Raw genomic sequence first — 25439 nt, forward strand, 5'->3', positions numbered from 1 at the left:
TCCCCCATGTGGCGCAGTATCGCCTCGAACGCGCTGACCTTTCTGGTTGTCGCGCTGTTCCTTTTCGGCGGCGTCCTGATCTGGGGCCAGTCCGAGTATTCCGCCGAAGGTCCGCTGGACGCGCCGATCTGCCTTGAGGTGCCGCGCGGCACCAATATGCGTGCAGTGTCCGAGGACCTGTCAGAGCAGGGCGCGGTGTCCAGCGCGATGATTTTTCGTCTTGGCGCGGATTACACTGACAAGACGCAGGCGCTGAAGGCGGGCAGCTATCTGGTGCCGGAACACGCCTCGATGTCCGAGATCACCGATATCGTCACCCGCGGCGGTGCCTCGACCTGCGGGACAGAGGTGGTGTACCGGATCGGTATCACCCGCGCCACGGTGCAGGTGCGTGAGATCGACCCGGCGACGGGCCGCTATGAGGAGCGCGCCAGCTTTGACCCCGGTGAGGGCGATGTCCCCGAGGTTTACGCGCGCGTTAAACAGGCGGGCGACACTCGTTACCGCGTGGCGCTGGCCGAAGGGGTGACCAGCTGGCAGGTGGTCGAGGAGTTGAAACAAATCGACGTGCTGGAGGGCGCGGTGGGCGACCTGCCGCCCGAGGGCAGCCTTGCGCCCGACAGCTATGAAATCGGCAAAGGCGACACCCGCGCCGACGTCATCGCGCGGATGCAGCAGGCGCAGGAGGTGATCCTTGCGCAGGCGTGGTCGAACCGTGCCTCTGGCCTGCCGCTGGACAGCCCGGACGAGGCGCTGATCCTGGCCTCGATCATCGAGAAGGAAACCGGCGGCCCGCAAGAGCGGCGCGAGGTGGCCAGCGTTTTTGTGAACCGTCTGGAAAAGGGCATGCGCCTGCAAACCGACCCGACCGTGATCTATGGCGTCACCAAGGGGCAGGGCGTTCTGGGCCGTGGTTTGCGACAGTCCGAGTTGCGCAAGGAAACGCCGTGGAACACCTATGTGATCAACGGCTTGCCGCCGACACCCATCGCCAACCCCGGCCGCGCCAGTATCGAGGCGGCGCTGGACCCGGCGAACACGGATTATATCTATTTCGTGGCGAAAACGCTGAACCCGGCGGATGGGCACAACTTTGCGGTCACGCTGGATGAGCACAACACGAACGTCGCGGCCTATCGTGCGTTGGAGGCGCAGCGCGACTAGTAGGGGCGCTTGCTTGGCTGGAGGGGTGATCCGGTGGAGCGCGCAAGCGCGCGCAGGGTGACCCTCCCGACGGCCTGCGGCCTCTGGTCGGGCGATTGTCGTGCCTTGGCGGCCTGTGTTGCGCATCAAGGATCACCAGTAAACTGGACACTCCGGGGGACGCCCGTGGCGCTGAACTGCGGCGTCTGCCGGCAATTTGGTCTCATGCGGGATCATCGTCTGGCGGCCGGTCTCCCAACAGGTAACGTGGTCCCGCCCCGCTGTGCATGGCGCGGTCCTCAGGGTTGTAGAGAGCGCAGCTCTGCAAAGACAGGCAGCCGCAGCCGATGCAACTGTCCAGACGTTGGCGCAGGGCGGTCATGCGCGCGATGCGCGCATCCAATACCCGCCCGAAGCGGCGGGAGATGCGCGACCAGTCCGCCTTGGTGGGGGCGCGATCGCGCGGCAGGTGGTCCAGTTCGGCACGGATTTGGGCCAGTGTGAAACCTAGTCCTTGCGCGATCATCACGAAAGACAGCCGCCGTATGTCGGTCCGTTGGTAGCGCCGCTGTCCCCCCGCATTGCGGTCGGGAAAGACGAGGGATTCGGCCTCATAGTGCCGGATCGCGGAGGGGGCGAGGCCGGTGCGCGCCGAGATTTCGCCGATCGTCAGACCATCCTTTTTCATCTATCTGAAAATACTTGAAAGTTTGTTCTTGAGTTAAAGTATACTTGAGGTGCGATCTTGACGCCATCTTGAACAATGAGAGAAAGATCCATTCATGGCACGACTGGAACACGTCAACATCACCGTCCCCGACGCCAAGGCGACGGCGGCTTTTCTGTCCCGGCTTCTGGGCTGGCATGTCCGCTGGGAAGGGGCCTCGTTAAATCAGGGCTATTCCGTTCACGTTGGCGAAAAGGACAGCTACCTTGCGCTGTACTCGCCCAAAACCTCCGTGAGCCCGGCTGTCCCGCGCTATGTCAATGAAGCGGGCTTGAACCATGTCGGCATCGTCGTCGATGATCTGGACGCGGTCGAGGCGCGGGTGCGCGACTTGGGATTCGAGACCTTCAATCACGCCGACTATGAGCCGGGCCGCCGGTTCTATTTCGACGGGCCGGATGCGGTGGAATATGAGATGGTCTGCTACGACTGACCTATGTCGGTCTGTGAGGCGGGGCTTGGCGTCCCGCCTCTGGTCTGCTATCACCGCGTCATGACGACCGCCGCACATAACCCCTGCTGCATTATCTGCTGACATAGGTCGGGTCCCCCCGACCAACGGCGGGACGGTCCTCTATTCCAATCCATCATCAGAGTTGCTAGGCCCGCCGCAACATTTGCGAAGGACGAGGCCATGGACATTCGCTTTACCAACTCTGCGACCCGGAAGAAGGACATCTTTGTCCCGATCGACCCGACGAATGTGCGGATGTATCTCTGCGGCCCCACGGTCTATGACCGTGCCCATCTGGGCAACGCGCGGCCCGTGCTAGTGTTCGACGTGCTCTACCGCCTGCTGCGCCACGTCTACGGTGCCGATCACGTCACCTATGTGCGCAACTTCACCGACGTGGACGACAAGATCAACGCCACCGCACTGAAGCGCAAAGAGGCGGGGGCGCCCGGGTCTTTGGAGGATCTGGTGCGTGAACGGTCGGATGAGACGATTGGCTGGTATCACGCGGATATGGATGCTTTGGGCGCGTTGCGACCGGATCACGAACCGCGCGCGACCGCCTATATCGCCGAGATGGTCGCCATGATCGAGGATCTGATCGCCAGCGGCCACGCCTATGCGGCGGAGGGCCATGTGCTGTTCTCGGTCGAGAGTTACGCGGGCTATGGCGCGCTGTCGGGCCGGTCGGTCGATGACATGATCGCGGGCGCGCGGGTTGAGGTTGCGCCCTATAAAAAGAACCCGATGGATTTTGTCCTGTGGAAGCCCTCGACGGACGACTTGCCCGGATGGGAGTCGCCTTGGGGTCGGGGGCGTCCGGGGTGGCATATCGAATGCTCGGCCATGAGCCACGCTCTGTTGGGTGAGAGTTTTGATATTCACGGCGGCGGCAATGACCTGACTTTCCCGCACCATGAGAATGAGATCGCCCAGTCGAAATGCGCGCACCCTGAGGGGGATTTCGCGCGCGTCTGGCTTCACAACGAGATGTTGCAGGTGGAGGGGAAGAAGATGTCCAAGTCTTTGGGCAACTTTTTTACTGTGCGGGATTTGCTTGATCAGGGCATTCCGGGAGAAGTTATCCGCTTTGTGATGCTGTCGACGCATTACCGCAAGCCAATGGACTGGACGGCGGAGAAGGCGCGTGAGGCGGAGACGACGCTGCGCAAGTGGCGCGGCCTTGCCGCAGGTGCGCGTGCAACCAAAGAAGTTAGCACTGATGTTTTGGCAGCTTTGAAGGATGACTTGAATACCCCGAAAGCAATAGCAGAACTGCATAAGCTTGCGGACAAGCTTGGTCGGTCTCAGCGTTCAGAGGTTCCCTTAGGCGATGTCGATCAGTTTGCTGCTTCTGCAGGCCTGCTTGGGGTTCTTGAAGACAGCTCAATGATGGGATCTTGGATTTTTGGCGGTGCTGTCGACAAAGTGGCAGTTTCACTATTGTTGGAGGGCTTTGAAAACAAGCTGGTCCAAGCTCGGGTCGAGGCCATGCAGACCAAGGACTTCACCGAGGTCGACAGGTTAAAGGCCGCATTGATCGAGGCCGGCGTCGAGGTCCGGATGTCCAAGGCGGGCGTGGAACTGGTGCCGGGCGCGGGCTTTGACGCGGGCAAGCTGGAGGCGTTGGGATGACCAAGGAACGCCTTTCCCTCTACGACACCACCCTGCGCGACGGTCAGCAGACGCAGGGCGTGCAATTTTCCACCGCCGAAAAGCTAAAGATCGCGGCGGCGCTGGACAGCCTTGGCGTCGATTATATCGAAGGCGGCTGGCCGGGAGCGAACCCCACCGACAGCGCCTTTTTCGAGGAGGTGCCCAAAACCGGTGCCACTTTGACCGCCTTTGGCATGACCAAGAGGGCCGGGCGCTCTGCCGCCAATGATGAGGTTCTTGCAGCGGTCCTGAACGCAGGCACGCCCGCCGTCTGTCTGGTGGGCAAGACGCATGATTTCCATGTCACCACGGCGCTGGGGATCACACTGGAAGAGAACATTGCCAATATCGCCGCCTCCGTCTCACACCTTGTGGGACAGGGACGCAAGGCGCTGTTCGATGCCGAGCATTTCTTTGACGGGTACAAGGCCAATGCGCCCTATGCGCTGGACTGCCTGCGCGCGGCGCTGGAGGCGGGCGCGCGTTGGATTGTGTTGTGTGACACCAATGGCGGGACCTTACCGCAGGAAATCGGGCAGATTGTGCGCGATGTGATCGAAAACGGGGTGCCGGGTGACCGATTGGGCATTCACACCCACAACGATACGGAAACCGCGGTGGCCGGGTCTCTGGCGGCGGTCATGGCGGGGGCGCGCCAGATCCAAGGCACGCTGAACGGGCTGGGCGAACGCTGTGGCAACGCCAATCTGACGGCACTGATCCCGACGCTGCTGTTGAAAGCGCCCTATAAGGATATGTTCGAGATTGGCGTCACCGATGAGGCGCTGGCCGGGCTGACCCGCACCAGCCGGATGTTAGACGACATCCTGAACCGGGTGCCGCAAAAGCAGGTCGCCTATGTCGGCGCTTCGGCCTTTGCCCATAAGGCGGGGCTGCACGCCAGCGCAATCCTCAAGGACCCGACCACCTATGAGCACATCGACCCCGCGCTGGTGGGCAACCGGCGCGTGGTGCCGATGTCCAATCAGGCGGGGCAGTCGAACCTGCGCAAACGGCTGGGCGAGATGGGACTGGAGGTCGACAAGAGCAATCCGGCTCTGGCGCGCATTTTGGACCGCGTCAAGGAGCAGGAGAGCGAGGGCTATTCCTACGATACCGCGCAGGCCAGTTTTGAGCTGCTGGCGCGGGACGAACTCGGGCTGCTGCCAGAGTTCTTTGAAGTGAAACGCTACCGGGTGACGGTGGAGCGGCGCAAGAACAAGTACAATCAGATGGTGTCGCTGTCCGAGGCGGTTGTGGTCGTGAAGGTGGACGGTGAGAAAAAGCTGTCGGTCTCGGAATCGATGGACGAGGCAGGCAATGACCGTGGCCCAGTCAATGCGCTGTCCAAGGCGCTGGCCAAGGATCTCGGCCGTTACCAAGAGGCGATCGACGACATGCGGCTGGTCGACTTCAAAGTGCGGATCACCCAAGGCGGGACAGAGGCTGTGACCCGCGTCATCATCGACAGTGAGGACCGGCAGGGGCGGCGGTGGGCCACCGTGGGCGTCAGCGCCAACATAGTCGATGCCTCTTTTGAGGCGCTGCTTGATGCGGTGCGCTGGAAGCTGGTGCGTGATGGTGAGACCGGGGCGGCGTGATGGACTGGAACGCCTTCTTCGAGGTTCACAAAGACCTGCCGCGAGAGGGGCCGGGGTCGACTGAAGATGTGGTCTGGGCCACGGCTTTGGCCGGGGTGCCCGAGGGCGCGGCGATCTGCGACGCCGCAGCCGGGCCGGGCGCGGATGTAGAGGCTCTGGCGCAGACTGTGCCGGGCGCGCAGGTGTTGGCGTTTGACAAACACGATGGCTTTGTCGCGCAGATGCAGACGCGGTTTTCGGGCGCGCGCAATGTGACCGTGCAAAAAGCTGATCTGGCAGAGATCGCCAACCTGCCGAAGGCGCCATTTGATATGATCTGGTGCGCTGGGGCGCTCTATTTTCTGGGTCTGAAAAACGGGCTGGAGGTCATGCGCGGGGCGTTGAAACCGGGCGGCGTCTTGGCCTTTTCGGAACCCTGTTTTTTCACCGACACGCCCAGCCCCAAGGCCCGCGCCTTTTGGGAGGGGTATCCGACGCGCGACCGGGCCGGAATTGCGGCGGCTGTTTCGGCGGTGGGGTTTGATATCCTCGGCACGCGCGATGTCTCCGACGCGGGCTGGGAGGCGTATTACCACCCCATGGAGGCGCGCATTGCGATGCTGCGGGCCGAAGGCGATCCGCGAATGACCGACATGCTGGACCTCTGCGCCAAAGAGGCAGAGGACTGGCGCGCGGTGCGTTCGGAAACCGGTTATCTGCTGACCGTCGCACGGCGGTTGTCATGAGTTTTGGGCCGGGTAGCGATCTTTTCGCCTGCGCACAGATCGTCGAGCGCGGCGACCCAGAACGGTTTGCCGCCGCGATGGCCGCGCCGGTGTCCGCGCGGACGGTGCTTTTCCCGCTCTACGCCTTCAACGTCGAGGTGTCGCGCGCCCCTTGGGTGACGCAGGAACCGATGATCGCCCGGATGCGGCTGCAATGGTGGCACGACGCGCTGGAGGAAATCGCATCGGGCGGGTTTGTACGCCGACATGAGGTAGTGACGCCTTTGGCGCAGGCATTGGCCGGTGTGGCCGTGGCCCCTTTGCAGCAGGCGGTCGACGCACGCGAGGCTGATCTGGAACATGCGCCTTTTGCCGACGAAAGCGCGCTGATGGCCTATCTCGATCAGACGGCGGGGCATCTGGCTGTGGCTGCGATGGCCGCCTTGGGCACCGCCAATGTTCGCCAAGCCGAGGTGCGTCCGCACGCAAAGGCCGCGGCCCTTGCGCGCTATCTACAAGCCGTTCCGGTACTGGAATCGCACGGCAAACTGCCGCTTCCCGATGGTCGGGCAGAGACGATTGCGGCGATGGCCAAGGCGCGGCTACAGGACTTGCAGGAGGTGCCGTCCTTGCGGTCTCTACGGCGACGCTACGGCCCTGCGGGGGCCGCGCTGCGCGAATTTGCCCAAGGCAAGCCGTTGCTGCAACTGGCCGCGCAAGACCCGGCAGCGGTTGCCGAAGGACGGCTGCGACTGAGCGAATTCCAGCGGCGTTGGCGCTTGCTGCTGGGGTGAGGCCTCAGGCTTCGACCTCATCCCGGGGCCGCAGCACCAGCCAGATCAGCGCCCCACCCGCCAGCACAAGGAAGGGTGCCATCGCAAGGTTAACCGCCGTCCAGCCCTGCTGCGCCGATCCGCCAGAGCAGTTCATCAACCCGCCCGAGGCGAGCGAGGCAAAGGTCACACCGCCAAAGACGATAAGGTCGTTCAGACCCTGCATCCGCCCCCGCTCATGCGGCTCATGCGCACCGGCCAGCATGGTAGTGGCGCCGATAAAGCCAAAGTTCCAGCCCAGTCCCAAGAGGACCAGCGCGACAAAAAACTGCTCCAGCTCGACACCCGACAGGCCCACGACCCCCGCACCCGCGAGGATCACCAGACCTGTGGCCATGATCTTTTCCACGCCAAAGCGCGCGATCAGATGACCAGTGAAAAAGCTGGGTGCAAACATCGCCAGCACGTGGGCTGTGACCACGTTGGCGGCATCGTTGGTTTCAAACCCGCACCCGACCACGGCCAGAGGGGTTGAGGTCATGACAAGGTTCATCAGCGCGTAGGACACCGTGGCGCAGATCACTGCGACGGCAATGCGCGGGGTGGCCAGCAACTGCAATCGGGTTCGGCCTTTTGGTGCGTCCTCTGCCGGGCGCGGCGGGCGCGGGATTTTGAGGAACAAGAACAGCAGCGCCCCCAGTAGGTTCAGCGCGATCACAGCCGCATAGGTGCCAAGAAAGGGCACCACAAAGGCGTCTGAGGTCGCCTTGACCAGTTGCGGTCCGATGATGGCCGAGGCCAGCCCGCCCGCCATGACGTATGAAATCGCCTTGGGGCGGAATTCGTCCGACGCAGTGTCAGCGGCGGCAAAGCGGTAAAAGCCCTGCGCCGACATGTAGGTGCCGGTGATCAGAGACCCCAGCAGGAAGATCGGGAAAGAGGCCAAATAGAGCCCGTAGGCACCAACCGCCCCGCCAAGCGCGCCCGCACCCGCGCCGACAAAAAAACCGGCGCGCCGTCCGTATTGCTGCATCAGCCAGGACACCGGCGTCGCCGACAGCATCGAGCCCAGCACGATCAGAGAAATCGGCAGAGTTGCAAAACAGATATTGGAGGCCAGCGACTGTCCAGCCAGCCCGCCGATGGTAAAGATCATCGGCATCTGCGCGCCAAGGATCGCTTGGGCGAGGACAAGAACCACTACGTTACGGCGGGCGGGGGCGTCATGTTCAGTTGTCATGATGTGATGCGTATTCGGCAGTGCAGGGCGGGGCAAGAGCGATTGTGCCGTTTCGGGCGATGGTCCCTGTGGTTGCGGGCGTCCATGGGTTGCTATTTTTCGCGGTGGCATCACGGCGTGATGCACTGCCGGGCGGTTGACAGCACCGGCATCAAGGTTGAAGGCGAAAACGCATGGCACGCCCACGCCATCATCCCACCGCGAAAAACCGCAAACCATGGACGCCCCTGAACGCAGAAACCATCGCCCGAAACGAAGCGGTCAACGCATCGCGTATCCCTAGCTTCGGCACTATCCTGCGGATGCGCTTGCCGGTCAGTGGATCCACTGCGTAAAGCTGGTGAGGCAAAACCTCATGGCACGGGACGTCCAACGCTAGGTCGCGGACACCCAGATCTGCTTTGCGGTGATCAACGGCGATACCGCGCTTGGCAGACCAGTCCCCCGGGATATTTCGGGACAGAAGAAGCCGGGACGCGCCGGGAGGTTTCGCTTTCATCCGCGCTGATCTAAGGGTTCAGGGATGGATGGACTTGTGATCATCGGTGGCTCGATCGAGGCCTTGCGGCTGGCGCAGAACCTGCGCGGCGTGCGGGTAATCTTGCCAACGCCCGAACGGGTGGCGCGGCGCTGGCCCTGTCCGGTCTGTTTGGGGCCGATAACGGCCGAGGCGTTGCAGGGGGCGCATGTGGTGGTCGAGGCCGCGCATCCTTCAGATACGGAGACGGCATTTTCCGTGGCGCGGGCCGCGCGGGTGGTTGGGGTGCCTCACCTGCAATTGGTGCGCCCGCCGTGGCGCGCCACGCGCCGCGATCTTTGGGTACCTTTGCGACACCCGCAAGAGGCCGCAGCCGTGATCCCCGCAGCCGCGCGCGTTCTGGTCGCCACCGGGCGCGATGCGCTGCCCCGCTTGCGCAACCTGCGGGCCGAGGTGCTGATGCGCCGCATTGGCGACGCGCCGGACCCGCTGCCGTTGCGCAGGGGCCGCTTTCTGACCGGCGAGGGGCCATTTACGGTTGCGGATGAAATCCGGCTTTTGCGCAAAGAACGGATCGACTGGCTGCTGGTGGGCAATGCAGGCGGGACCGGCGGTTGGCCCAAGCTGGCCGCCGCACGGGCCTTGCGCCTGCCCGTCGCCATGATCGACCGGCCCCGCCGTCCCGGCGGGCCGCGCGTTTCAACCGTCAAGGAGGCTTTGGCATGGCTGAACCTGCACCCGCTGTCGGGCGGATAATCCGCAGTGACGCCTGCGTGGCCGAAGGGGCGGCGTGGCTTGTAACCTGCGAGCCGCGCTTTGCCGAGGCGCTGGACCAGACCGGCCCTTTGCCGCTGCGCCTGAGGGAGGACGGCTTTGGCCAGCTTCTCAGCGCGATTGTCAGCCAGCAGGTCAGTGTCGCCTCGGCGCGGGCGATCTGGGGTAAGCTGGAAGGGGCCGGGATGGTCACGCCAGAGGCGATCCGGGCCACGGACCATGACGGGTTGCGCGCCCTTGGCCTCAGCCGCCAAAAAGCCACCTATGCGCAGGCGCTGGCAGCGGCGGGGATCGACTTTGACGGGCTGCGCGCGATGCCCACAGATCAGGTCATCGCGTCGCTGGTTGCGGTCAAGGGCATCGGTATCTGGACCGCCGAGATCTACGCCATGTTCAGCCTTGGCCGCGCGGATGTCTTTGCCCCCGGCGATCTGGCCCTGCAAGAGGCGGCGCGGCTGCTGTTCGACTTGGACGAGCGGCCCAAGGAAAAGGCGCTGCGGCAGATGGCCGAGGCGTGGAGCCCGTGGAGATCGGTTGCGGCGCGCGCGCTCTGGGCCTACTACCACGTTGAAAAAAGCCGGGAGGGTATCGCGTGACACGGGTATTGCAGACAGGGCGGAAAGAGCCGGTATCAGGGGATTTGCGGTCCTGCGTGGTGTTCCTGCACGGCTATGGTGCAAACGGGGCGGACTTGCTGGGCTTGGCCGATCCGCTGGGCGAACACCTGCCCGATACACTGTTTGTGTCGCCCGACGCGCCCGAGGCCTGCGCCGGGGCTCCGATGGGGTTCCAGTGGTTCCCGATCCCTTGGATCGACGGCTCATCCGAAGAGGAATCCATGGCGGGCATGGCGCGCGCGGTGGATGATCTGAATGCCTTTCTGGACGCGTTGATGGTGGATGAGGATCTGCTGCCCGAACAGGTCGCCTTGCTGGGCTTTTCTCAGGGCACGATGATGAGCCTGCACGTGGGCCCGCGCCGCGAAGAGGAACTGGCGGGGATCGTCGGCTTTTCGGGGCGTCTGCTGGCGCCGGAGCTGCTGGCGGATGAGGTGCAGAGCAAGCCTCCGATCCTTTTGATCCACGGCGATCAGGACGATGTGGTGCCGGTGCAATCGCTGCCGCAGGCGGCGGAGGCCTTGCAGGAGGCGGGCTTTAAGGAAGTTTTTGCCCACATCATGGAGGGCACCGCGCATGGCATCGCGCCTGACGGGCTGGGTGTGGCGCTGGCCTTTTTGCGGGACAAATGCGGCTTTTGAGGACGCGCCCGCAGCCCCCTGTCCACGCGTGGACAGCTTAGGGGGAATGCAGAATCAAAGGGTTACAAGGGCGAATTTACCCTTAGTTAAGAAAGCGGGCCCGGAGTAGGGGCCGCAATTCGAGGTGGGTTGGGCGGAGATCCGACCTTAGCTGCGGTCTGCACGAACGGCACCTTTGCGCAAAAGACAGAGTTTCAAGGTCAGGGTGCTTCTCGGAACCGGACATTCAGTTCAACTTTCATGTTAGGCATTTGCAATCCGTTGTCTAAGATCTTGCTCACTCTGCTATTGCGTCAATAGATTTCATTGGCCGTCAGTCCGTAGGTGTTCAGTGAACCTAAAGTGGTTTACAAGCCGAGTGTCCACCTTGAGGTTGTCGGTGTATTTTTTTGCTGCACTACGGGTTGCTCAGGGTGAATCGACTTCATTCGTCTGGAGAGAAAATATTGCAGGATAACTATTTCGAGGCGTTGAGTATAGCACCTGGTGACGATAAATCTGAGTTAAAAAAACTTCGTGAGGCGTACGACAAGGCTCACGACATCAGAAAATTTGAAATCGAAATGTATTGGCGCAGGAGCGCATACCTTTGGACTTTGCAGGGAGCTGCACTCGCTGGTTTGGCTCTCATTTTATCGACAGGCACCTTTACTGAAGGCTGTCTTCCGCCTGCTTCTGAAACAACTGAGCAGTGCTATCTCGCTTGGGTAAGATTGGTGGTTACCGTTGCTATTTGGTGCTTTGGAACATTTACGGCCTTTGTTTGGCTTCTTCTTCTACGCGGAGCCAAGTTCTGGCAAAATAATTGGGAGAGGCATGTTGATTTTCTTGAGGATCAAATCTCAGGCGCACTTTACAAGACATACCCTGTAACCAAATTTGACGCGCCTTATAGCGTGTCTAAGCTTAACGAACTTATGGCAGGGTTCACTCTTTTGATGTGGATATTGATTGGCACAATTACGGTTGCGATTGTTTTTGGGCCAAATTCGTTAGTGACAATTGTGTCGCCTGGGTTTTCTGCACTGCTCTTTCTTACTTATTACTTCGACTCAGATATACGGATGACCGGTTTTGGCGAACCAATGACCAAGCCTCCTCGGGCAGATAGCGATGAAATAATGATAGTCGTTCGCAGGAAGCCCAGGTCGACAGAGAACGAAACTCAGAACGGCGATATAGGGCCGTAGTTAGACCTCGAAGAATAGCAGTTAATGGTCTACATCCTGACCGATACGACACGTCCCCGCCAATGTCTGCTGTCACACGCTGGGTTTCTGCGCCAGGGCTACTTCGGGCTGGGGGCGGTCATTCGACCCGTTCCGCACGAAAGGCAACTTGGGGCCGGTCCCAACAGATGCTACCAAACTCCGCCCGAAATTATCTCCACGTCCCGTGCGATACACCGCGCTCCATGCATTCAATCCCCGAAGACCGCTCGCACACCTTATCCCCGCTCCAAAGCCACCCGGCAACTGCCTTCTGTGGTACACTCGGCCTGTGACGGGGCCGGGGGTCCCGGCCCCGTCACAGGGGAGTCCCCACAATGATTATGCGCATCTTTCAGGTTGTCACGCGCCCCGGCAAGGAGGCGGAGTTTGGCAGGTTCTTTCACGAGGTGGCGATCCCCTCTTGATGAAGGGGACCGATGGCGTCGTCGACGTGCTGCCCGGTGCGCCGCGCGCCGAGAGCCAGCGCGAGTTTGTCTTTGTCATGATCTGGAGCGATCTGCGGGCGTTCAAGGATTTTGTCGGCAAGGATTACACCTCGACGCATATTGACCCGGCGGAAGAGGCGCTGGTCGAACATCGGCTGATCCGCCATTGCGATCTGGTGGAAGCCTGAAGCAGGCTGCAGGCGATGGGCGGCGGGCGGGCCCCGGCTCTATCTGTCACATGCCTATTACGTTGGCAGGCTAGGCCTCTGTCTGACCACAGCATCTTGCGGGACTTGCCAGAGCGCAAACGCGAGATATAGTAAATTCAAGCTGGGGCGGGTTCCCCGCTCTGGTGCTTTTTGATCGAGCAGGCAGGGCAGAGGGCGAGTCTCTCATGAATACCGAGTTCAGAACCAACTTTGTGCGCGAACCGGGCGCGCTCAAGCATCACCCCGCGTTGGTGCTGAACGCGGATTACCGACCACTTTCCTATTATCCGCTAAGCCTTTGGACATGGCAGGATGCGATCAAGGCGTCCTTCCTTGACCGGGTGGATATCGTCGCTGAATACGATGAGGTGGTGCGCAGTCCGAGTATGTCGATCAGGATCCCCAGCGTGGTGGTCCTGAAAGATTTCGTCAAACCGCAGAAGCGCGTGGCCTTCACGCGCTTCAATCTTTTTCTGCGGGACGAATTTCACTGTCAGTATTGCGGGACCAAGACAGATCTGACCTTTGACCACGTGATTCCCCGCGCCGCCGGGGGGGTGACAAGCTGGGAAAACGTGGTGGCAGCCTGTGCGCCATGTAATTTGCGCAAAGGCTCCAAAAGTTTGCGGCAGGTCGGCATGTCGCTGCGCAAACCGCCACGGCAGCCGTCTGCCGGCGAGCTTTTGAACATGGGGCGGCGATTCCCGCCGAACCATCTGCACGAAAGCTGGCTGGATTTCCTCTATTGGGATGCGGTGCTGGAGGCGTGACCTCTCTGGCCCAAGGGCGACCATGGGACGGGGCCGGTGCTCTGGTCAGTGTCGCGCGTCACGGGGCAGGTTGAAAACAGAACCGATTGCCAGAGCCGCTGTTGAGCGTGCAGGTCGGGCGCGGCGCGCCCGGCACCGGGTCCAGCGGCCAATAGCTGGCGCTGCCGGGGCGGCCATTCACCGCGACGGTGCCGCCCTGATAGACCAGCAAGGTGCGCGCGCCGGAGGGCCAGAGATGGGTGTCGGTCATGCCGCCATCGGCCATGGCCTGTCGCGTGCGGGTGCAGGGATCGCTGTCGGTCAGCCGGTCCGCGCCATCGAAAACGGTGCAGGTGCCTTGGGAGGTCAGAACGCGAGCCTGCCCATTGCGGGGCAGGGCGTCCAGCGGCAGTTGACCCGGCCAGGCCATGTAATTCTGGAGAAACCCGAAAAACACCGGCGGCTCTGCATCGCGCACGTTGGCCGTGGCCCAGACAGAATCGCGGACAAGGGGCGCTGTGCCCCAAAAGCTGTTGGAGACCGCGTATTCGTCACCTGGGTCTTCGGTGTTGACGATGCAGGCCCCTGCGGCCTCCTGCCCGAAGGCGCGGTAGCTGTAGCCTTGATTGGCCAGCCGTTCGACCGGTTCGTTGAGCCCGCCGTAATGCGTGGGCCAGGCATCCGGGTCACTGGTCGTGCGGTCCAGTGCCGACAGGTAGAGATTGCCGCAGGCGGTGCGGATGACCGCATCGGACAAGGCAGCGGGGCGGTCGACGCCCAGAACGGCGATTCCCCAGCGTGCGGCCTGCTCGACCGTGGTGACGTAAAACATGTCTTCGGCCGGGGTGGCATGCATCCGGGCGGCCAGCGAGGGCGAAAACCGAAAGCGGACGAGGTTGCGGAAAATCAGTTCGGTGACAGAGACCGACACCCGGTAGGCGCGTTCGACCGTGTCGGCGTCATAGCGGCCCTCGGCGACGGTCAGGCTGGGCGCATGAAAGCCCAAGCGCCCCTCGACGTGCAGAAAGCGGTTCACCGAGAGGCCGAAATCCGTCTCTGTCGAATGGCTGCCCGCCATGAAGACCAATGCGCAGGCGCTTTCGCAGCGCGCCCCGGCCCGGATCACCGTGCCAAGATGGCCGTGAACGATGTCGATCAGGTCCATCGCCTCGCTCAGCGATCCGCCGGGGCTGTCGAGACACAGGTGCAGAGGTGTGTAGATGCCGAAGTTCGGTCGCCCGTCCTCAAGGTCGGCGTTGACGTAGATCGTGCCGTCATAGCGGGGCAGGCGGGCGGCCTCTTCGATGGCGGCGCGCAGGCGGGTTGCGTCACCGGGTTCGATCTTGCCGCTCAGCTCGATAAGGCAGCCGTAGGCAGGGTCATCCGTCAGGCCGATGCGCGCTGCATTGGCCGCAACCGGGCTGAGCAACAGGCAAAGTATCAGCGTCAGCAGGCGGTGCATGTCGTGTCCTTTCCCGGGAGTGCCCTCAGCAAAGCAAAATCAGCCCGCCAAGGCGAGCCTTTTCCGGGTCGCGCGCGGCGGACTTGTCGGATTCCCGGTCACAGAGCAGGGGATATATTCTAACCATGGCAGGTGTGATCTTGCGGTGGGTGCCGTCACAGCGCACAGTGCTTTGGGGAATCTATCACAAGAGGGACAGACAATGCGCAAGACATGGATTGCGGCCTGCGCGTGCGCGGCATTTGCGGCGGCCTGCGCGCAGACCGAACAGAACGAAATTGTGGTTGTGCCGCAGTTCGACAAATATGGCAACGTCGTGAACGGGACCATCGTCGATGGCTATCTCATCGGGGACGACGGGACCGTGATCGGCCCGGTCAGCCCGGACGTGGCAGCGGGCAATCAGGTGCGGACGCGTGAACGCACCCAAGCTCAACAACAGGTTCAGACGCAACAACAGGTTCAGCAACAGCAGGGCGGTAACTGATACCGGTCCGGGCACCACGTCCCGGAGACGCGCCCTGAAACGACAAAGGCCCCGCAAATGCGGGGCCTTTTTAAGGTCTGAGACTGCGTATCGCGATTAGTCGTTGCCTGACGCAACCGGAGCTGCCTGCGCTGCGGCCTGCGGCTGAACCGGGCGCTTGCCGCCGTTCAGCGGATCGTCCTGACGCTGAACCGATCCCTCAAAATGGGCACCGGATTCGATAGCGATGGTCTTGTGGATGATGTCGCCCTCGACGCGGGCGGTGGCGGTCAGGCGGACCTTGAGGCCACGCACGCGACCGACGATGCGGCCATTCACCACCACGTCATCGGCAACCACTTCGCCTTTGATGGTGGCGCTTTCGCCGATGGTCAGCAGGTGGGCGCGAATGTCGCCTTCCACGGTGCCCTCGACCTGAATGTCGCCGGTTGTCTTGAGGTTCCCGGTCACGTGCAGGTCTGCGGACAGGACAGAGGCCGGTGGCTTTGCCTTGGGCGTCGCTGCGGGCTTGTAGTCCCCTGCGGAAGCTTTCGAAGGCTCAGGCATGGCCGGTTTCGACACGTCGTCGGCCTTGTGGCCGGGCTCATTGATCTTGCTCTTAGAAAACATCGTTCGCAGCCTTGATATAGATCATCGGATTGACGGGTTTGCCACCGACTCGGACTTCGTAGTGGAGATGAGTCCCGGTCGATCGACCAGTGTTTCCCATATCACCGATCCGCTGCCCGCGCGAGACCCTATCCCCGACTTTCACGCGGATTTTGGACATATGCGCATAGCGTGTCTCGATGCCAAATTCGTGTTGAATTTTAACCAGCCGTCCATAACCCGACTGCCAATCGGCATGGATCACGACGCCATCGGCGGTGGAGTAGATCGGCGTGCCGTGGGGGGCGGCGAAATCGGTGCCCGCGTGCAGGCGGCCCCAGCGATAGCCAAAGCCCGAGGTAAAGCGGAACGCATCCTTGAGCGGCGATGCGAAAGGCGCTTTCTGGGCGGCGATCCGGTACAGGTTCAGCCGGTCCATCTGGTTGAGAATGCGGTTGGCGCGCAGGGTGTCGGGGGAGGGGGCGTCATCACCCTTGGTCGAGAAGGACAGCGGAGTCAGCGGGCCACCCTGACCGGAATAACCCTTGCGGACCTCATCCAGAATGCGGTCCGGGTTCATGCCGGCCTTTTCGAACATCTTGTCCAGCGGAAGGACGGAAACGGTCATCGCCTCTTCGAGCTGGCGGAAGATGCGATCATTCTTGTCTTCGAGGGTTTCGATGGCGGCCTGCATCTCTGCGGCGCGGATCAGCGACAGTTGCGCATCGGCAATGACCTGATCGCGTTCTTCGGCAACCCGTGCCAGCGCGTCGGTCAGCAGGTTCACGGTGGCATCATCACCGCTTGCCCGTGCCACGGCGACCTCACCCTTGAGGTCGGATTCAAGCTCGGCCAGACGTTTGGTGGCGTCCTCACGCGATTTCATGACGTCGCGTAGGGTGGTCTGGATCACGTCGATCCCGGTTTCCAGCTCGCGGCGGCGCGCCTCAGAGTCCAGCAGTTCGGTCTGCATGACCGATACCTGACGAAGCGCTGCGGAGAAACGATCCTGCGCGGCCAGTGCCTCGGCGGTGCGGGCGTCGCGTTCCGCCGACAGGGCGTTCAGACGCTGCTGATAGGTCACCTGCTCACGTTTGGCCTGTTCGCGGAAGTTTCCGGCACCGATGGAGTCCATCAGCAGGATCGCTGTGGCCACGATGGTCCAGCCCATCAGCGCGGTCAGACCGACAAAAGCCACTGCCTGCGTTTCAGACCGAAGACGGATGAACCGCGTATCGGTGTCGGATCTCAAAAAGAGCCGACGTTCTGGAAAAAAGCGCTCAACGAGCGCATGAAATCTGATCGTCAGACGTGATCTCACCCGACTGTCCCCTAGTCCCGTCCCAAAAAAGGTGTTCGCTGTCCCCACAGAACGACACCCTGCCGTCGGGCTTACCTCACACATTCGTCATTCCGCAAGAATTTTAGCCATGCGATTCGGTCGCACCGGCGGGAAGAGGCCGAAATGGCAAAAAACCGCCGATTCAACGGGTTCTTGGCTGGGCCTGATCCGCGAGGGGCCAATAGAAGTCCGGCGGCAGGCCCGCTTCGGCGCGTTTTTCCTCATTGAACGGGGGTTTGAGCGCGCCTTTGAAATAGCGTCTGACAAGATCATGAAACACAACAATTGGGTCCGTGTCGTGCCTGCCACACAAGAAGTGGAACCATTTCGACCCGTAGGCGACGTGGCTGACCTCTTCGGCATAGATCGTTTCCAGGGCGGCGACGGCGCTGGTGACACCGGCCTTTCGAAAGATCTCGATCATGCCCGGAGTGACGTCCAAACCGCGCGCCTCAAGCACCATTGGCACCACGGCGAGCCTGCCCATTAAATCATCAACTGTGTCTTCTGCGGCACGCCACATCCCCGCATGGGCGGGCAGAGCGCCGTAAAAGCTGCCCGCTTCTTCAAGGCAATCGCACATCAGGTTGAAGTGTTTGCTCTCTTCATCCGCCGCCTTGACCCAGTCGTCATAGAACCCCGCAGGCATGGGGGTTCCGGCAAAGCGCGGGATGATGTCCCAGTGCAGATCGACGGCGTTCAGCTCGATATGCGCGACCGCGTGCAGCAGGGCGATGCGTCCCTGCGGGCTGCCGGGTTTGCGCTTGGGCACGTTGCGCGGGTCCAGCAGTTCCGGCTGTTCGGGTCGCGCGGGCCGCAGCGGCGGGTCGGCGCGGCCTACCGGAATCGGTGTGCCGGCCTCGCGAGCGGCGGCCCATTGCGCCGCATACTGCCGCGACTTGGCGGTTTTCTGCCGGCCATCGGCGGTGGTCAGAACGTCCACCGCCATTTCGCAAAGGCTCATCATCGGGCGCGCCCCTCAGGCTAGTTCAGGTGCAGGATTGCCCGGGGGGTATGAGGGCCGCGCCGCCATGACGCAAGGCCCCCTGCCGGGCTGCGGGTTCAGAGCGCGCGGGTCGCCTCCAGCACCTCTTCGGCGTGGCCGGGCACCTTGACCTTGCGCCATTCCCGTACGATCTGTCCGTCGGCATCAATCAGGAAGGTGGACCGTACGATCCCCCAGAACGTCTTGCCATACATGGATTTTTCCTTCCACACGTCCAACTTTTCGCACAGGTCAGAGCCTTCGTCGGAGATCAGCGGCACGGTCAGGTTCTTCTTGGCCATGAACTTTTCATGACTGGCGATCGAGTCCTTGGACACACCGTAGACCTTGACCCCCAGCGCCTCGAAGTCGGGCAACAGGGCGGTGAAAGCCTCGTTCTCCTTGGTGCAGCCAGAGGTGTCGTCGCGGGGGTAGAAGAACAGCACAACCGGCGCGCCCTTGAGCGCCGCAAGCGAGACCTCTCCGGCGGTCGAGGGCAGGGTGAAGGCGGGCGCAGGGGTCGGGGCGGTGTCGGACATGGATATCTCCTTTGTTACGATGCGCTAAGATGTGCCATAGAGCTACGCCATGTGAGAGTAAGACAGAAGGTGCGGGCTTCCAGTGAGCAGTGAACGCGAAGACCAGACTGCGACACCGCCGCCGCGCCGCCGGCGGCGACGGCGGGGTCGTGCCGTACTGCTGGTTTTGCTGGCATTGATCGCGGCGACGGGTGTGTCGGCCTACCTGATGATCGGACGCCCGGTGGATGCGCCGGGTTGGGTTCGGGACCGGATCGAGGCGCGCATCGCCCAGAGCCTGCCGGGAATCAGCGTTGATTTCGGTCGGATGAGCCTGCTGGTGCAACGGTCCGGTCTGGCGCGGATCATCCTGTGGGACGTGGACATCCGCAACGCGAATGGCGCGGCGGTGGCGCAGCTATCGGACATCGAGGCGGGGATTTCGCCCCGCGCGCTGCTCGGCGGCAAGGTGGTGCTGCGCGAGGCGCAGGTGTCCGGGGCCTTTGTCACCTTGCGGCGGGATGGCGACGGGCGGCTGGGGCTTGCCCTTGGCGACGCCTTTTCCGAAGGCGCGGACATGCCCGACATCAGCCAGATCATCGCGCAGATCGACTCTGTGATGGCCGACCCGCGATTGGCGCAACTGGAGGCCTTTGAGGCGGACGCGCTGACCCTGCGGTACGAGGATCAGCGCGCGCGGCGGGGCTGGACGGCGGATGGCGGGCGGCTGCGGCTTGCCCGCGAGGACGGTATGCTGCGGGCGACAGGCGACGTGGCGCTGCTGTCGGGCGGTGACGGGGTCGCCACCGTCGAGGTCGAGGCGCAAAGCCCGATTGGCGCGCAAACGCTTGATTTCAGTATCATCCTGCACGGGCTGGCATCGCGCGACATCGCCACGCAGAGTCCGGCGCTGGCCTGGCTCAAGGAACTTGACGCGCCGATCTCTGGCGCGCTGCGGTCGGCCTTGGACGAGGCCGGTACGTTGCAACCGTTGGAGGCGTCCTTGCAGATCGGCGCAGGCGCGCTGCAACCCACCGCCGCCACCCGCGCGCTGCCCTTTGACGCAGCGGAAACCGCCTTTACCTACCGGCCCGACGAGGGCGTTCTGCGGTTTCAGCGTATTCAGCTGACCTCACCTCTGGGTACGGTGACGGCGGCGGGAACCGCGCGCCTGAACGGGATCGAGACCGGGTGGCCGCAGGGGCTGACCGGCCAGTTCGCACTGACCGACATGTCGCTGGCCGAGGGCGCTTTGCTGGAGCGCCCGATTGCGCTGACCGGGGCCGAGATGGCGTTTAAGATCCGGCTTGAGCCCTTTCAGATGACACTGGGCGAATTGCGCGTGACCGATCCGGATTATCCGTTGCGGGCCTTCGGGCGGCTGTCGGCGGAAAGAGCCGGCTGGCAATTGTCGCTGGACGCCCACGCCGCCAGCACAACCCCAGAGCAAGTCCTGAGCTTTTGGCCCTCGGATCGCTTTCCGGGTGTGCGTCTGTGGATCACCAACAACCTTACAAGCGGAAGGATCGAGGATGTCCATTTTGCGTTACGCGCCGCGCCGGGCAGCGACAGACCGCAGACCTACCTTGATCTTGGATTTTCAGAAGGAATCGCCACCTTTAACCCGCGCCTGCCGGGACTGACCGGCGCGGCGGGACGACTGACCATTCACGAAGACCGACTGGGCCTGCGGCTGGACGCGGGCACGACGGATGCCGGGCGCGGCCCGATCGACATTTCGGGATCGGAATTCGTGATTGCCGACCTGCGCGCGCGCCCGACCGTGGGTGAGGTCCGCCTTAAGGCGGCGGGTGGTGTGACTGCCGCGCTGGCCTATCTCAACAACGAGGCGTGGCGACTGATCGACAAGGCCGACCGCACCGTCGACATGGCCAGCGGAACGGCGCGCGTGACGGGGCGCATAGCCTTGCCGCTGATCGAGGGGATGACCTTGCAGGATGTGGTGCTTGACCTGTCCGGCACGCTGCGCGACGTCAATGCGCCCACTGCTATCCCGGGTAAACCGCTGACCGCCGACCGTCTGGGCCTGAGCGTCACCAACGCCGCAGTGGCGCTGGAGGGGGCTGTTCTGGTGGACGGCGTACCCGCCAAGGGCCGCTGGGCGCGGCCCCTGCAAGGCAGCGGCGGCGAGGTCGATGCCGATGTCACCCTGACCGCGCAAAGCATCGCCGCCCTTGGCATCGGGCTGCCACCGGGCAGTGTGCGCGGGCGCGGCATTGGCCGGTTGCGCATCGACATGCCGCGCGGTGCTCCGGCGCGGTTTGAACTGACCAGCGATCTGGACGGTCTTGGCCTGTCGCTGCCGCAGATCGGCTGGGATCTGCCCCCCGCTGCGCGCGGCAAGTTCAGCGTCGCGGGCCTGTTGGGCGAGGTGCCGACCATTGAAAGCCTCGCGCTGTCCGGTGCGGGGCTGACGGCGGACGGGCGTGTCCTGCTGACCCGCTCCGGCGGCTTTGACCGGCTGGAGCTGTCGCGGCTGACGGTCAGCGACTGGCTGGATGTCAGCGGGCGGCTGGTGTCGCGCGGCGGGGGGATTCCGGCGATCGAGGTGGACAAGGGCCGCATCGACATGCGCAACGCGCCGTTCACCTCCAGTTCCGGATCGGATGGCGGTTCGGGACCGGGCGGCGGCGGCGCGCCGCTGGCGCTGACGCTTGACAGTCTGCGGCTGACGGACAGCATCGTGTTTGAGGATTTTCGCGCCAATTTCGACACCACCCAAGGGCTGAACGGGCCGTTCACCGCCATGCTGGGCGGGCGTGCTCCGGTCAAGGGGATGGCCGTGCCGCAGAACGGCGGCACCGCCTTTCGCATCACCGCAGAGGACGCGGGCGACGTGTTGCGCGCGACCAACATGCTCAAGACCGTGCGCGACGGGTCCTTTCGGCTGGACCTTGCGCCGGTCAAGGGCAAGCCCGGCACTTATGACGGGATGATGACGATCAAGGGCACACGGCTGCGCAAGGCACCCGCCATCGCGGCGCTGCTGGATGCGGTCAGCATCATCGGCCTGCTGGACCAACTGAACGGTCCGGGGATCTTTTTCAGCGAGGTCGAGGCGCGGTTCCGCCTGACCCCCAGCCGGGTTGTGATCAGCCGGTCCAGCGCAGTGGGGCCGTCGATGGGGATTTCGCTGGACGGCTACTATGACCTCGGGTCCGGGCGGATGGACATGCAGGGTGTGTTGTCGCCGATCTATCTGGTGAACGGTATCGGGCGGCTGATCTCACGGCAGGGTGAGGGGCTGATTGGCTTCAACTTCAACCTGCGCGGTACGGTCGAAAAGCCGCGTGTGCTGGTCAACCCGCTTTCGGCCTTCACTCCGGGCATGTTCCGTGACATCTTTCGGCGGCCTCCGCCTAAGCTATCGCAATGATCCCAATGGGTTGACCTATGAAACTAAGCGATTTCGACTTTGATCTGCCCGACGGGCTGATTGCCACGCGACCTGCGCGCCCGCGTTCCTCTGCCCGGCTGCTGGTGGCCGAGGGGGACGCGATTGCGGACGCGTATGTGTTTGATCTACCGCAGTGGTTGCGGGCAGGAGATCGGCTTATCCTGAATGATACCAAGGTGATACCGGCCAGACTTCAAGGTTTGCGCCGACGGAGGTCCGATGCGGGAGAGACCGAGGCCAGGATTGAGGTGACCCTGCTGGAGCCGCAGGCGGATGGCACTTGGGCGGCGCTGATCAAGCCGCTAAAGAAGGTGCGCGATGGCGAGGAGATACAGTTTTCCAATGACTTGAGCGCCACTCTTGAGGCGCGCGAGGCGGGGCAGGGAAAGCTGCGGTTCAACCTGTCGGGGGAGGATTTCGATGTCGCGCTGAACGCGGCGGGTGCGATGCCGCTGCCGCCTTATATCGCCGCCAAACGCGCCGCCGATGACCGCGACCGGGAGGATTACCAGACCGTCTGGGCGCGCAACTCCGGGGCCGTGGCCGCGCCCACGGCCTCTTTGCATTTCGACGATGCGCTGTTGGCGGTGCTGCGGGAGAAGGGCGTCACCTTCAGCCATGTCACGCTGCATGTGGGCGCGGGCACCTTCCTGCCGGTCAAGGTTGAGGATGTGACCAGCCACAAGATGCACGGCGAATGGGGCGAGGTGTCGGACACAGCCGCCGCGGAAATCGCCGCCACGCGCGCCGCCGGGGGCCGGGTGATCCCGGTGGGGACCACGGCGCTGCGGCTGATCGAAACGGCGGCGCGGGGTGGCCAGATCGCGCCGTTCCGGGGGGTGACGGATATCTTCATCTATCCCGGCTTCACCTTCAACGTGACCGACGCGCTGATGACCAATTTCCACCTGCCGAAATCGACGCTGATGATGCTGGTCTCGGCCTTGATGGGGCCAGAGCGTATCCGCCGGATCTATGACCACGCCGTCGCAGCGGAGTATCGCTTTTTCTCCTACGGGGACGCCTCTTTGCTGTTGCCGCCCCGCGGCTGACGGCCCCGAACCCCAAAGACATTCCAAGACCCGAGCGCCCCCGGACGCGGCTTTCCGCCGCCCGGTTGCCTTGAGTGGTTTCCCTGCGACATCGAATCGTGCAGGGCGTCGCCTATGGTCTGGAAATGATCATCCGTGCCCATCAGGGTGGGCCAAAGAAGGAATAAACCATTGCTCCACGTGCTGAAAAACTCTTGGGCGCTTTTGCTCGGAATGTTGCTGCTGATGATCGGCAACGGGTTGCAGGGCTCTTTGCTGGGCGTGCGCGGGGCAGAGGCGGGTTTCTCTGCGGGCACCATGTCGATTGTGATGTCGGGCTATTTCGCCGGGTTTTTGTTCGCGTCGCGCAACGTTCCGGGGATGATCCGGCGGGTTGGTCACGTCCGGGTCTTTGCGGCGCTGGGATCGCTGATCTCGGCGGCGCTGATCCTGTTTCCGGCCTTGCAGGATCCGATTGCCTGGACGCTGGGGCGGCTGGTGCTGGGGTTCTGTTTCTGCGGCGTTTATGTGACCGCCGAAAGCTGGCTGAACAATGCCGCCGACAATGAGACACGCGGCCAGACCCTGTCGGCCTATATGATCGTCCAGATGGGCGGCATCATCATCAGTCAGGGCCTGCTGGTGATACCGGATGCCTCCGGGTTCTTGCTGTTTGTCATCCCATCGGTGCTGGTCTCGATCTCATTTGCGCCGATCCTGTTGTCGATCCAGCCGACACCGGCCTTTGAATCCTCCAAACCGATGACCCTGCGAGAGCTGTATGGCGTGTCGCCGCTGGGCATGGTGGGGATGTTCTTTTTGGGCGGCGTGTTTTCGGCGCAGTTCGGCATGGCGGCTGTCTATGCCACCGAGGTGGGCCTGAAACTCAGCCAGATTTCGATCTTTGTCGCGTCGTTCTATGTTGGCGCCTTGGTGCTGCAATACCCCTTGGGCTGGGTGTCGGACCGGGTCGACCGGCGGCGGCTGGTCATGCTGGTGGCGGCGGTCGGAGCCGTGGCCGCCGGGGTTGCCGCCGCGCTTGGCGGATCGTTCACCATTCTGGTGGCCTCGGCCTTTGTGATCGGCGGCTGTTCCAACCCGCTGTATTCGCTGCTTATTGCCTATACCAACGACTTTCTCCAGCCCGAAGACATGGCCAGCGCCTCTGCCGGACTGTTGTTTGTCAACGGCATGGGCGCCATCGCCGGTCCGCTGGTGATTGGTTGGGTCATGGGGGTCGCCGGGCCAAGCGGGTTCTTTGTGTTGATCCTGGGATTGCTTGCGATCATCGCGGTCTATGCGCTGTACCGGATGACGCAGCGGGCTGCGCCCTCTGTCGGGGACACGGGCGCCTATGCGCCGGTCATGCCCTCTTCGACGCAGGTCGCCGTCGAGGTGGCGCAGGAATATTTCATCGACCAGCAGGACGAAGATGCAGGGGCTCCAAAGCCTTGACTGTCAGAACCTGACAGAATTCGTGATTTGGGTGCCTGCCGCAGTATGCGCAATAATCTTTCGTGGTGGGATGCGTAACGGGTGACAAAGGAGAAACAGATGATCACGCCCGACGATGTACTGGCCTTTTGGCTGGATGAGGTGGGACCCCAAGGCTGGTACGCCAAGGACGACGCGCTGGACGAGACGATCCGGACGCGGTTTGGCGGCGCATTGAAGGGGTTGATGGAGGGGCGTTTCGGTCTGTGGCTGACATATCCGTCAGGGGCACTGGCCTATATCATTCTGGCCGATCAGTTTCCGCGTAACATGTTCCGCGACGATCCGCGCGCCTTTGCCTCGGACGAGGTGGCGCGCGCGGCGTCAAAACAGGCGATCCATCGGGGCTGGGATCTCAAGATCGACGCACCGGCGCGGCAGTTCTTTTACATGCCGCTGATGCATGCCGAAAACCTCTGCGATCAGGACCGCTGCGTGCGGCTGTTCAAGGAACGGATGCCCGAGTCGGACAGCAACCTGCTGCACGCCCGCGTCCACCGTCAGGTGATCCGCGACTTTGGCCGCTTTCCGTTTCGCAACGACGCGCTGGCGCGGCGCACCACGGAAGCCGAAAAGGGCTTTCTGGACAATGGCGGCTATGGCACGACCCTGCGCGCAATGCAGGCCGACGTCGCCGCCTGACATGGCGCGCGCGGGGTGATTGCCCCGCGTGCGACGCTAAGCTAGCCTT

At 62.9% G+C, this 25439-nt stretch carries 24 protein-coding genes; 17 read left to right on the forward strand and 7 right to left on the reverse strand.

Annotation, left to right across the window (positions count from 1 at the left end; all coding sequences use genetic code 11):
• The first annotated feature begins 6 nt into the window (after window positions 1-6).
• A complete protein-coding gene (gene mltG / locus VOI21_RS11145) occupies window positions 7-1164 on the forward strand; it encodes an endolytic transglycosylase MltG (RefSeq protein ID WP_323769947.1) in 1158 nt (385 codons plus the stop codon).
• Window positions 1165-1366: 202 nt separating this feature from the next.
• Here mltG and soxR read toward each other — a convergent pair whose 3' ends face one another.
• Window positions 1367-1831, reverse strand: a complete 465-nt coding sequence (gene soxR, locus VOI21_RS11150) for a redox-sensitive transcriptional activator SoxR (protein ID WP_323769948.1) — start codon at window positions 1829-1831, stop codon at window positions 1367-1369.
• 94 nt (window positions 1832-1925) lie between these two features.
• Here soxR and VOI21_RS11155 point away from each other — a divergent pair, with 94 nt between their 5' ends.
• From VOI21_RS11155 to VOI21_RS11175, 5 genes are all read left to right on the forward strand, one after another.
• On the forward strand, window positions 1926-2303 hold the full coding sequence (locus tag VOI21_RS11155; protein ID WP_323769949.1) for a VOC family protein: 378 nt from the start codon (window positions 1926-1928) through the stop codon (window positions 2301-2303).
• 201 nt (window positions 2304-2504) lie between these two features.
• Window positions 2505-3959, forward strand: a complete 1455-nt coding sequence (gene cysS, locus VOI21_RS11160) for a cysteine--tRNA ligase (protein WP_323769950.1) — start codon at window positions 2505-2507, stop codon at window positions 3957-3959.
• Window positions 3956-5581, forward strand: coding sequence for a citramalate synthase (cimA, locus tag VOI21_RS11165; protein ID WP_323769951.1), 1626 nt, complete (start codon window positions 3956-3958; stop codon window positions 5579-5581). The genes cysS and cimA overlap by 4 nt, the downstream gene beginning before the upstream one ends.
• A complete protein-coding gene (locus tag VOI21_RS11170; protein WP_323769952.1) occupies window positions 5581-6306 on the forward strand; it encodes a class I SAM-dependent methyltransferase in 726 nt (241 codons plus the stop codon). Before cimA ends, VOI21_RS11170 begins: the two co-directional genes overlap by 1 nt.
• Window positions 6303-7079, forward strand: a complete 777-nt coding sequence (locus tag VOI21_RS11175) for a squalene/phytoene synthase family protein (RefSeq protein WP_323769953.1) — start codon at window positions 6303-6305, stop codon at window positions 7077-7079. Before VOI21_RS11170 ends, VOI21_RS11175 begins: the two co-directional genes overlap by 4 nt.
• 4 nt (window positions 7080-7083) lie before the next feature.
• Here the strand turns inward: VOI21_RS11175 and VOI21_RS11180 are convergent, their stop codons facing one another.
• On the reverse strand, window positions 7084-8298 hold the full coding sequence (locus VOI21_RS11180; RefSeq protein ID WP_323769954.1) for an MFS transporter: 1215 nt from the start codon (window positions 8296-8298) through the stop codon (window positions 7084-7086).
• A 523-nt stretch (window positions 8299-8821) separates the two neighbouring features.
• On the opposite strand from VOI21_RS11180, the gene VOI21_RS11190 reads away from it, so the two are divergent.
• The 6 genes from VOI21_RS11190 (at window position 8822) to VOI21_RS11215 (ending at window position 13444) form a co-directional block, all read left to right on the forward strand.
• On the forward strand, window positions 8822-9532 hold the full coding sequence (locus tag VOI21_RS11190) for a precorrin-6A/cobalt-precorrin-6A reductase (RefSeq protein WP_323769955.1): 711 nt from the start codon (window positions 8822-8824) through the stop codon (window positions 9530-9532).
• Window positions 9499-10146 carry a DNA-3-methyladenine glycosylase 2 family protein gene (locus VOI21_RS11195; protein WP_323769956.1) on the forward strand — a complete coding sequence of 216 codons (648 nt, stop codon included), beginning with the start codon at window positions 9499-9501 and terminating at the stop codon, window positions 10144-10146. The genes VOI21_RS11190 and VOI21_RS11195 overlap by 34 nt, the downstream gene beginning before the upstream one ends.
• Window positions 10143-10808 carry an alpha/beta hydrolase gene (locus VOI21_RS11200; protein WP_323769957.1) on the forward strand — a complete coding sequence of 222 codons (666 nt, stop codon included), beginning with the start codon at window positions 10143-10145 and terminating at the stop codon, window positions 10806-10808. Before VOI21_RS11195 ends, VOI21_RS11200 begins: the two co-directional genes overlap by 4 nt.
• 446 nt (window positions 10809-11254) lie before the next feature.
• Window positions 11255-11998 carry a hypothetical protein gene (locus tag VOI21_RS11205; protein WP_323769958.1) on the forward strand — a complete coding sequence of 248 codons (744 nt, stop codon included), beginning with the start codon at window positions 11255-11257 and terminating at the stop codon, window positions 11996-11998.
• A 442-nt stretch (window positions 11999-12440) separates the two neighbouring features.
• Complete coding sequence (locus VOI21_RS11210; RefSeq protein WP_323769959.1) at window positions 12441-12653, forward strand: hypothetical protein; 213 nt, start codon at window positions 12441-12443, stop codon at window positions 12651-12653.
• Window positions 12654-12859: 206 nt separating this feature from the next.
• The gene (locus VOI21_RS11215) at window positions 12860-13444 is read left to right on the forward strand and encodes an HNH endonuclease (protein ID WP_323769961.1); all 585 of its coding nucleotides are present in this window, start codon (window positions 12860-12862) and stop codon (window positions 13442-13444) included.
• 58 nt (window positions 13445-13502) lie between these two features.
• Here the strand turns inward: VOI21_RS11215 and VOI21_RS11220 are convergent, their stop codons facing one another.
• Window positions 13503-14885, reverse strand: a complete 1383-nt coding sequence (locus tag VOI21_RS11220) for a hypothetical protein (protein WP_323769962.1) — start codon at window positions 14883-14885, stop codon at window positions 13503-13505.
• 202 nt (window positions 14886-15087) lie between these two features.
• On the opposite strand from VOI21_RS11220, the gene VOI21_RS11225 reads away from it, so the two are divergent.
• Window positions 15088-15372 carry a hypothetical protein gene (locus VOI21_RS11225; RefSeq protein ID WP_323769963.1) on the forward strand — a complete coding sequence of 95 codons (285 nt, stop codon included), beginning with the start codon at window positions 15088-15090 and terminating at the stop codon, window positions 15370-15372.
• A gap of 96 nt (window positions 15373-15468) precedes the next feature.
• On the opposite strand, the gene VOI21_RS11230 is transcribed toward VOI21_RS11225, so the two are convergent.
• The 4 genes from VOI21_RS11230 to VOI21_RS11245 form a co-directional block, all read right to left on the reverse strand.
• Entirely contained in the window at window positions 15469-15981 is a 513-nt protein-coding gene (locus tag VOI21_RS11230) for a polymer-forming cytoskeletal protein (RefSeq protein ID WP_323769965.1), read from the reverse strand.
• Window positions 15971-17281 carry a M23 family metallopeptidase gene (locus tag VOI21_RS11235; protein WP_323769966.1) on the reverse strand — a complete coding sequence of 437 codons (1311 nt, stop codon included), beginning with the start codon at window positions 17279-17281 and terminating at the stop codon, window positions 15971-15973. The genes VOI21_RS11230 and VOI21_RS11235 overlap by 11 nt, the downstream gene beginning before the upstream one ends.
• Before the next feature lie 163 nt (window positions 17282-17444).
• The gene (locus VOI21_RS11240) at window positions 17445-18269 is read right to left on the reverse strand and encodes a ferritin-like domain-containing protein (RefSeq protein ID WP_323769967.1); all 825 of its coding nucleotides are present in this window, start codon (window positions 18267-18269) and stop codon (window positions 17445-17447) included.
• Between the two features lie 95 nt (window positions 18270-18364).
• Window positions 18365-18826, reverse strand: a complete 462-nt coding sequence (locus VOI21_RS11245; RefSeq protein ID WP_323769968.1) for a peroxiredoxin — start codon at window positions 18824-18826, stop codon at window positions 18365-18367.
• A gap of 82 nt (window positions 18827-18908) precedes the next feature.
• Between VOI21_RS11245 and VOI21_RS11250 the strand changes: the two genes are divergently transcribed.
• The 4 genes from VOI21_RS11250 to VOI21_RS11265 all read left to right on the forward strand — a co-directional run bounded on the left by VOI21_RS11250 (window position 18909) and on the right by VOI21_RS11265 (window position 25390).
• Complete coding sequence (locus VOI21_RS11250) at window positions 18909-22202, forward strand: AsmA-like C-terminal region-containing protein (protein ID WP_323769969.1); 3294 nt, start codon at window positions 18909-18911, stop codon at window positions 22200-22202.
• A 17-nt stretch (window positions 22203-22219) separates the two neighbouring features.
• Entirely contained in the window at window positions 22220-23275 is a 1056-nt protein-coding gene (queA, locus tag VOI21_RS11255; RefSeq protein ID WP_323769970.1) for a tRNA preQ1(34) S-adenosylmethionine ribosyltransferase-isomerase QueA, read from the forward strand.
• Between the two features lie 171 nt (window positions 23276-23446).
• Window positions 23447-24709: an MFS transporter gene (locus tag VOI21_RS11260; protein ID WP_323769971.1), complete on the forward strand. Its 1263-nt coding sequence runs from the start codon at window positions 23447-23449 to the stop codon at window positions 24707-24709.
• A 99-nt stretch (window positions 24710-24808) separates the two neighbouring features.
• Window positions 24809-25390: a DUF924 family protein gene (locus tag VOI21_RS11265; RefSeq protein WP_323769972.1), complete on the forward strand. Its 582-nt coding sequence runs from the start codon at window positions 24809-24811 to the stop codon at window positions 25388-25390.
• Window positions 25391-25439: the final 49 nt, after the last annotated feature.

The organism is Antarctobacter sp. (genome assembly GCF_034670325.1).
Taxonomy (GTDB): domain Bacteria; phylum Pseudomonadota; class Alphaproteobacteria; order Rhodobacterales; family Rhodobacteraceae; genus Antarctobacter.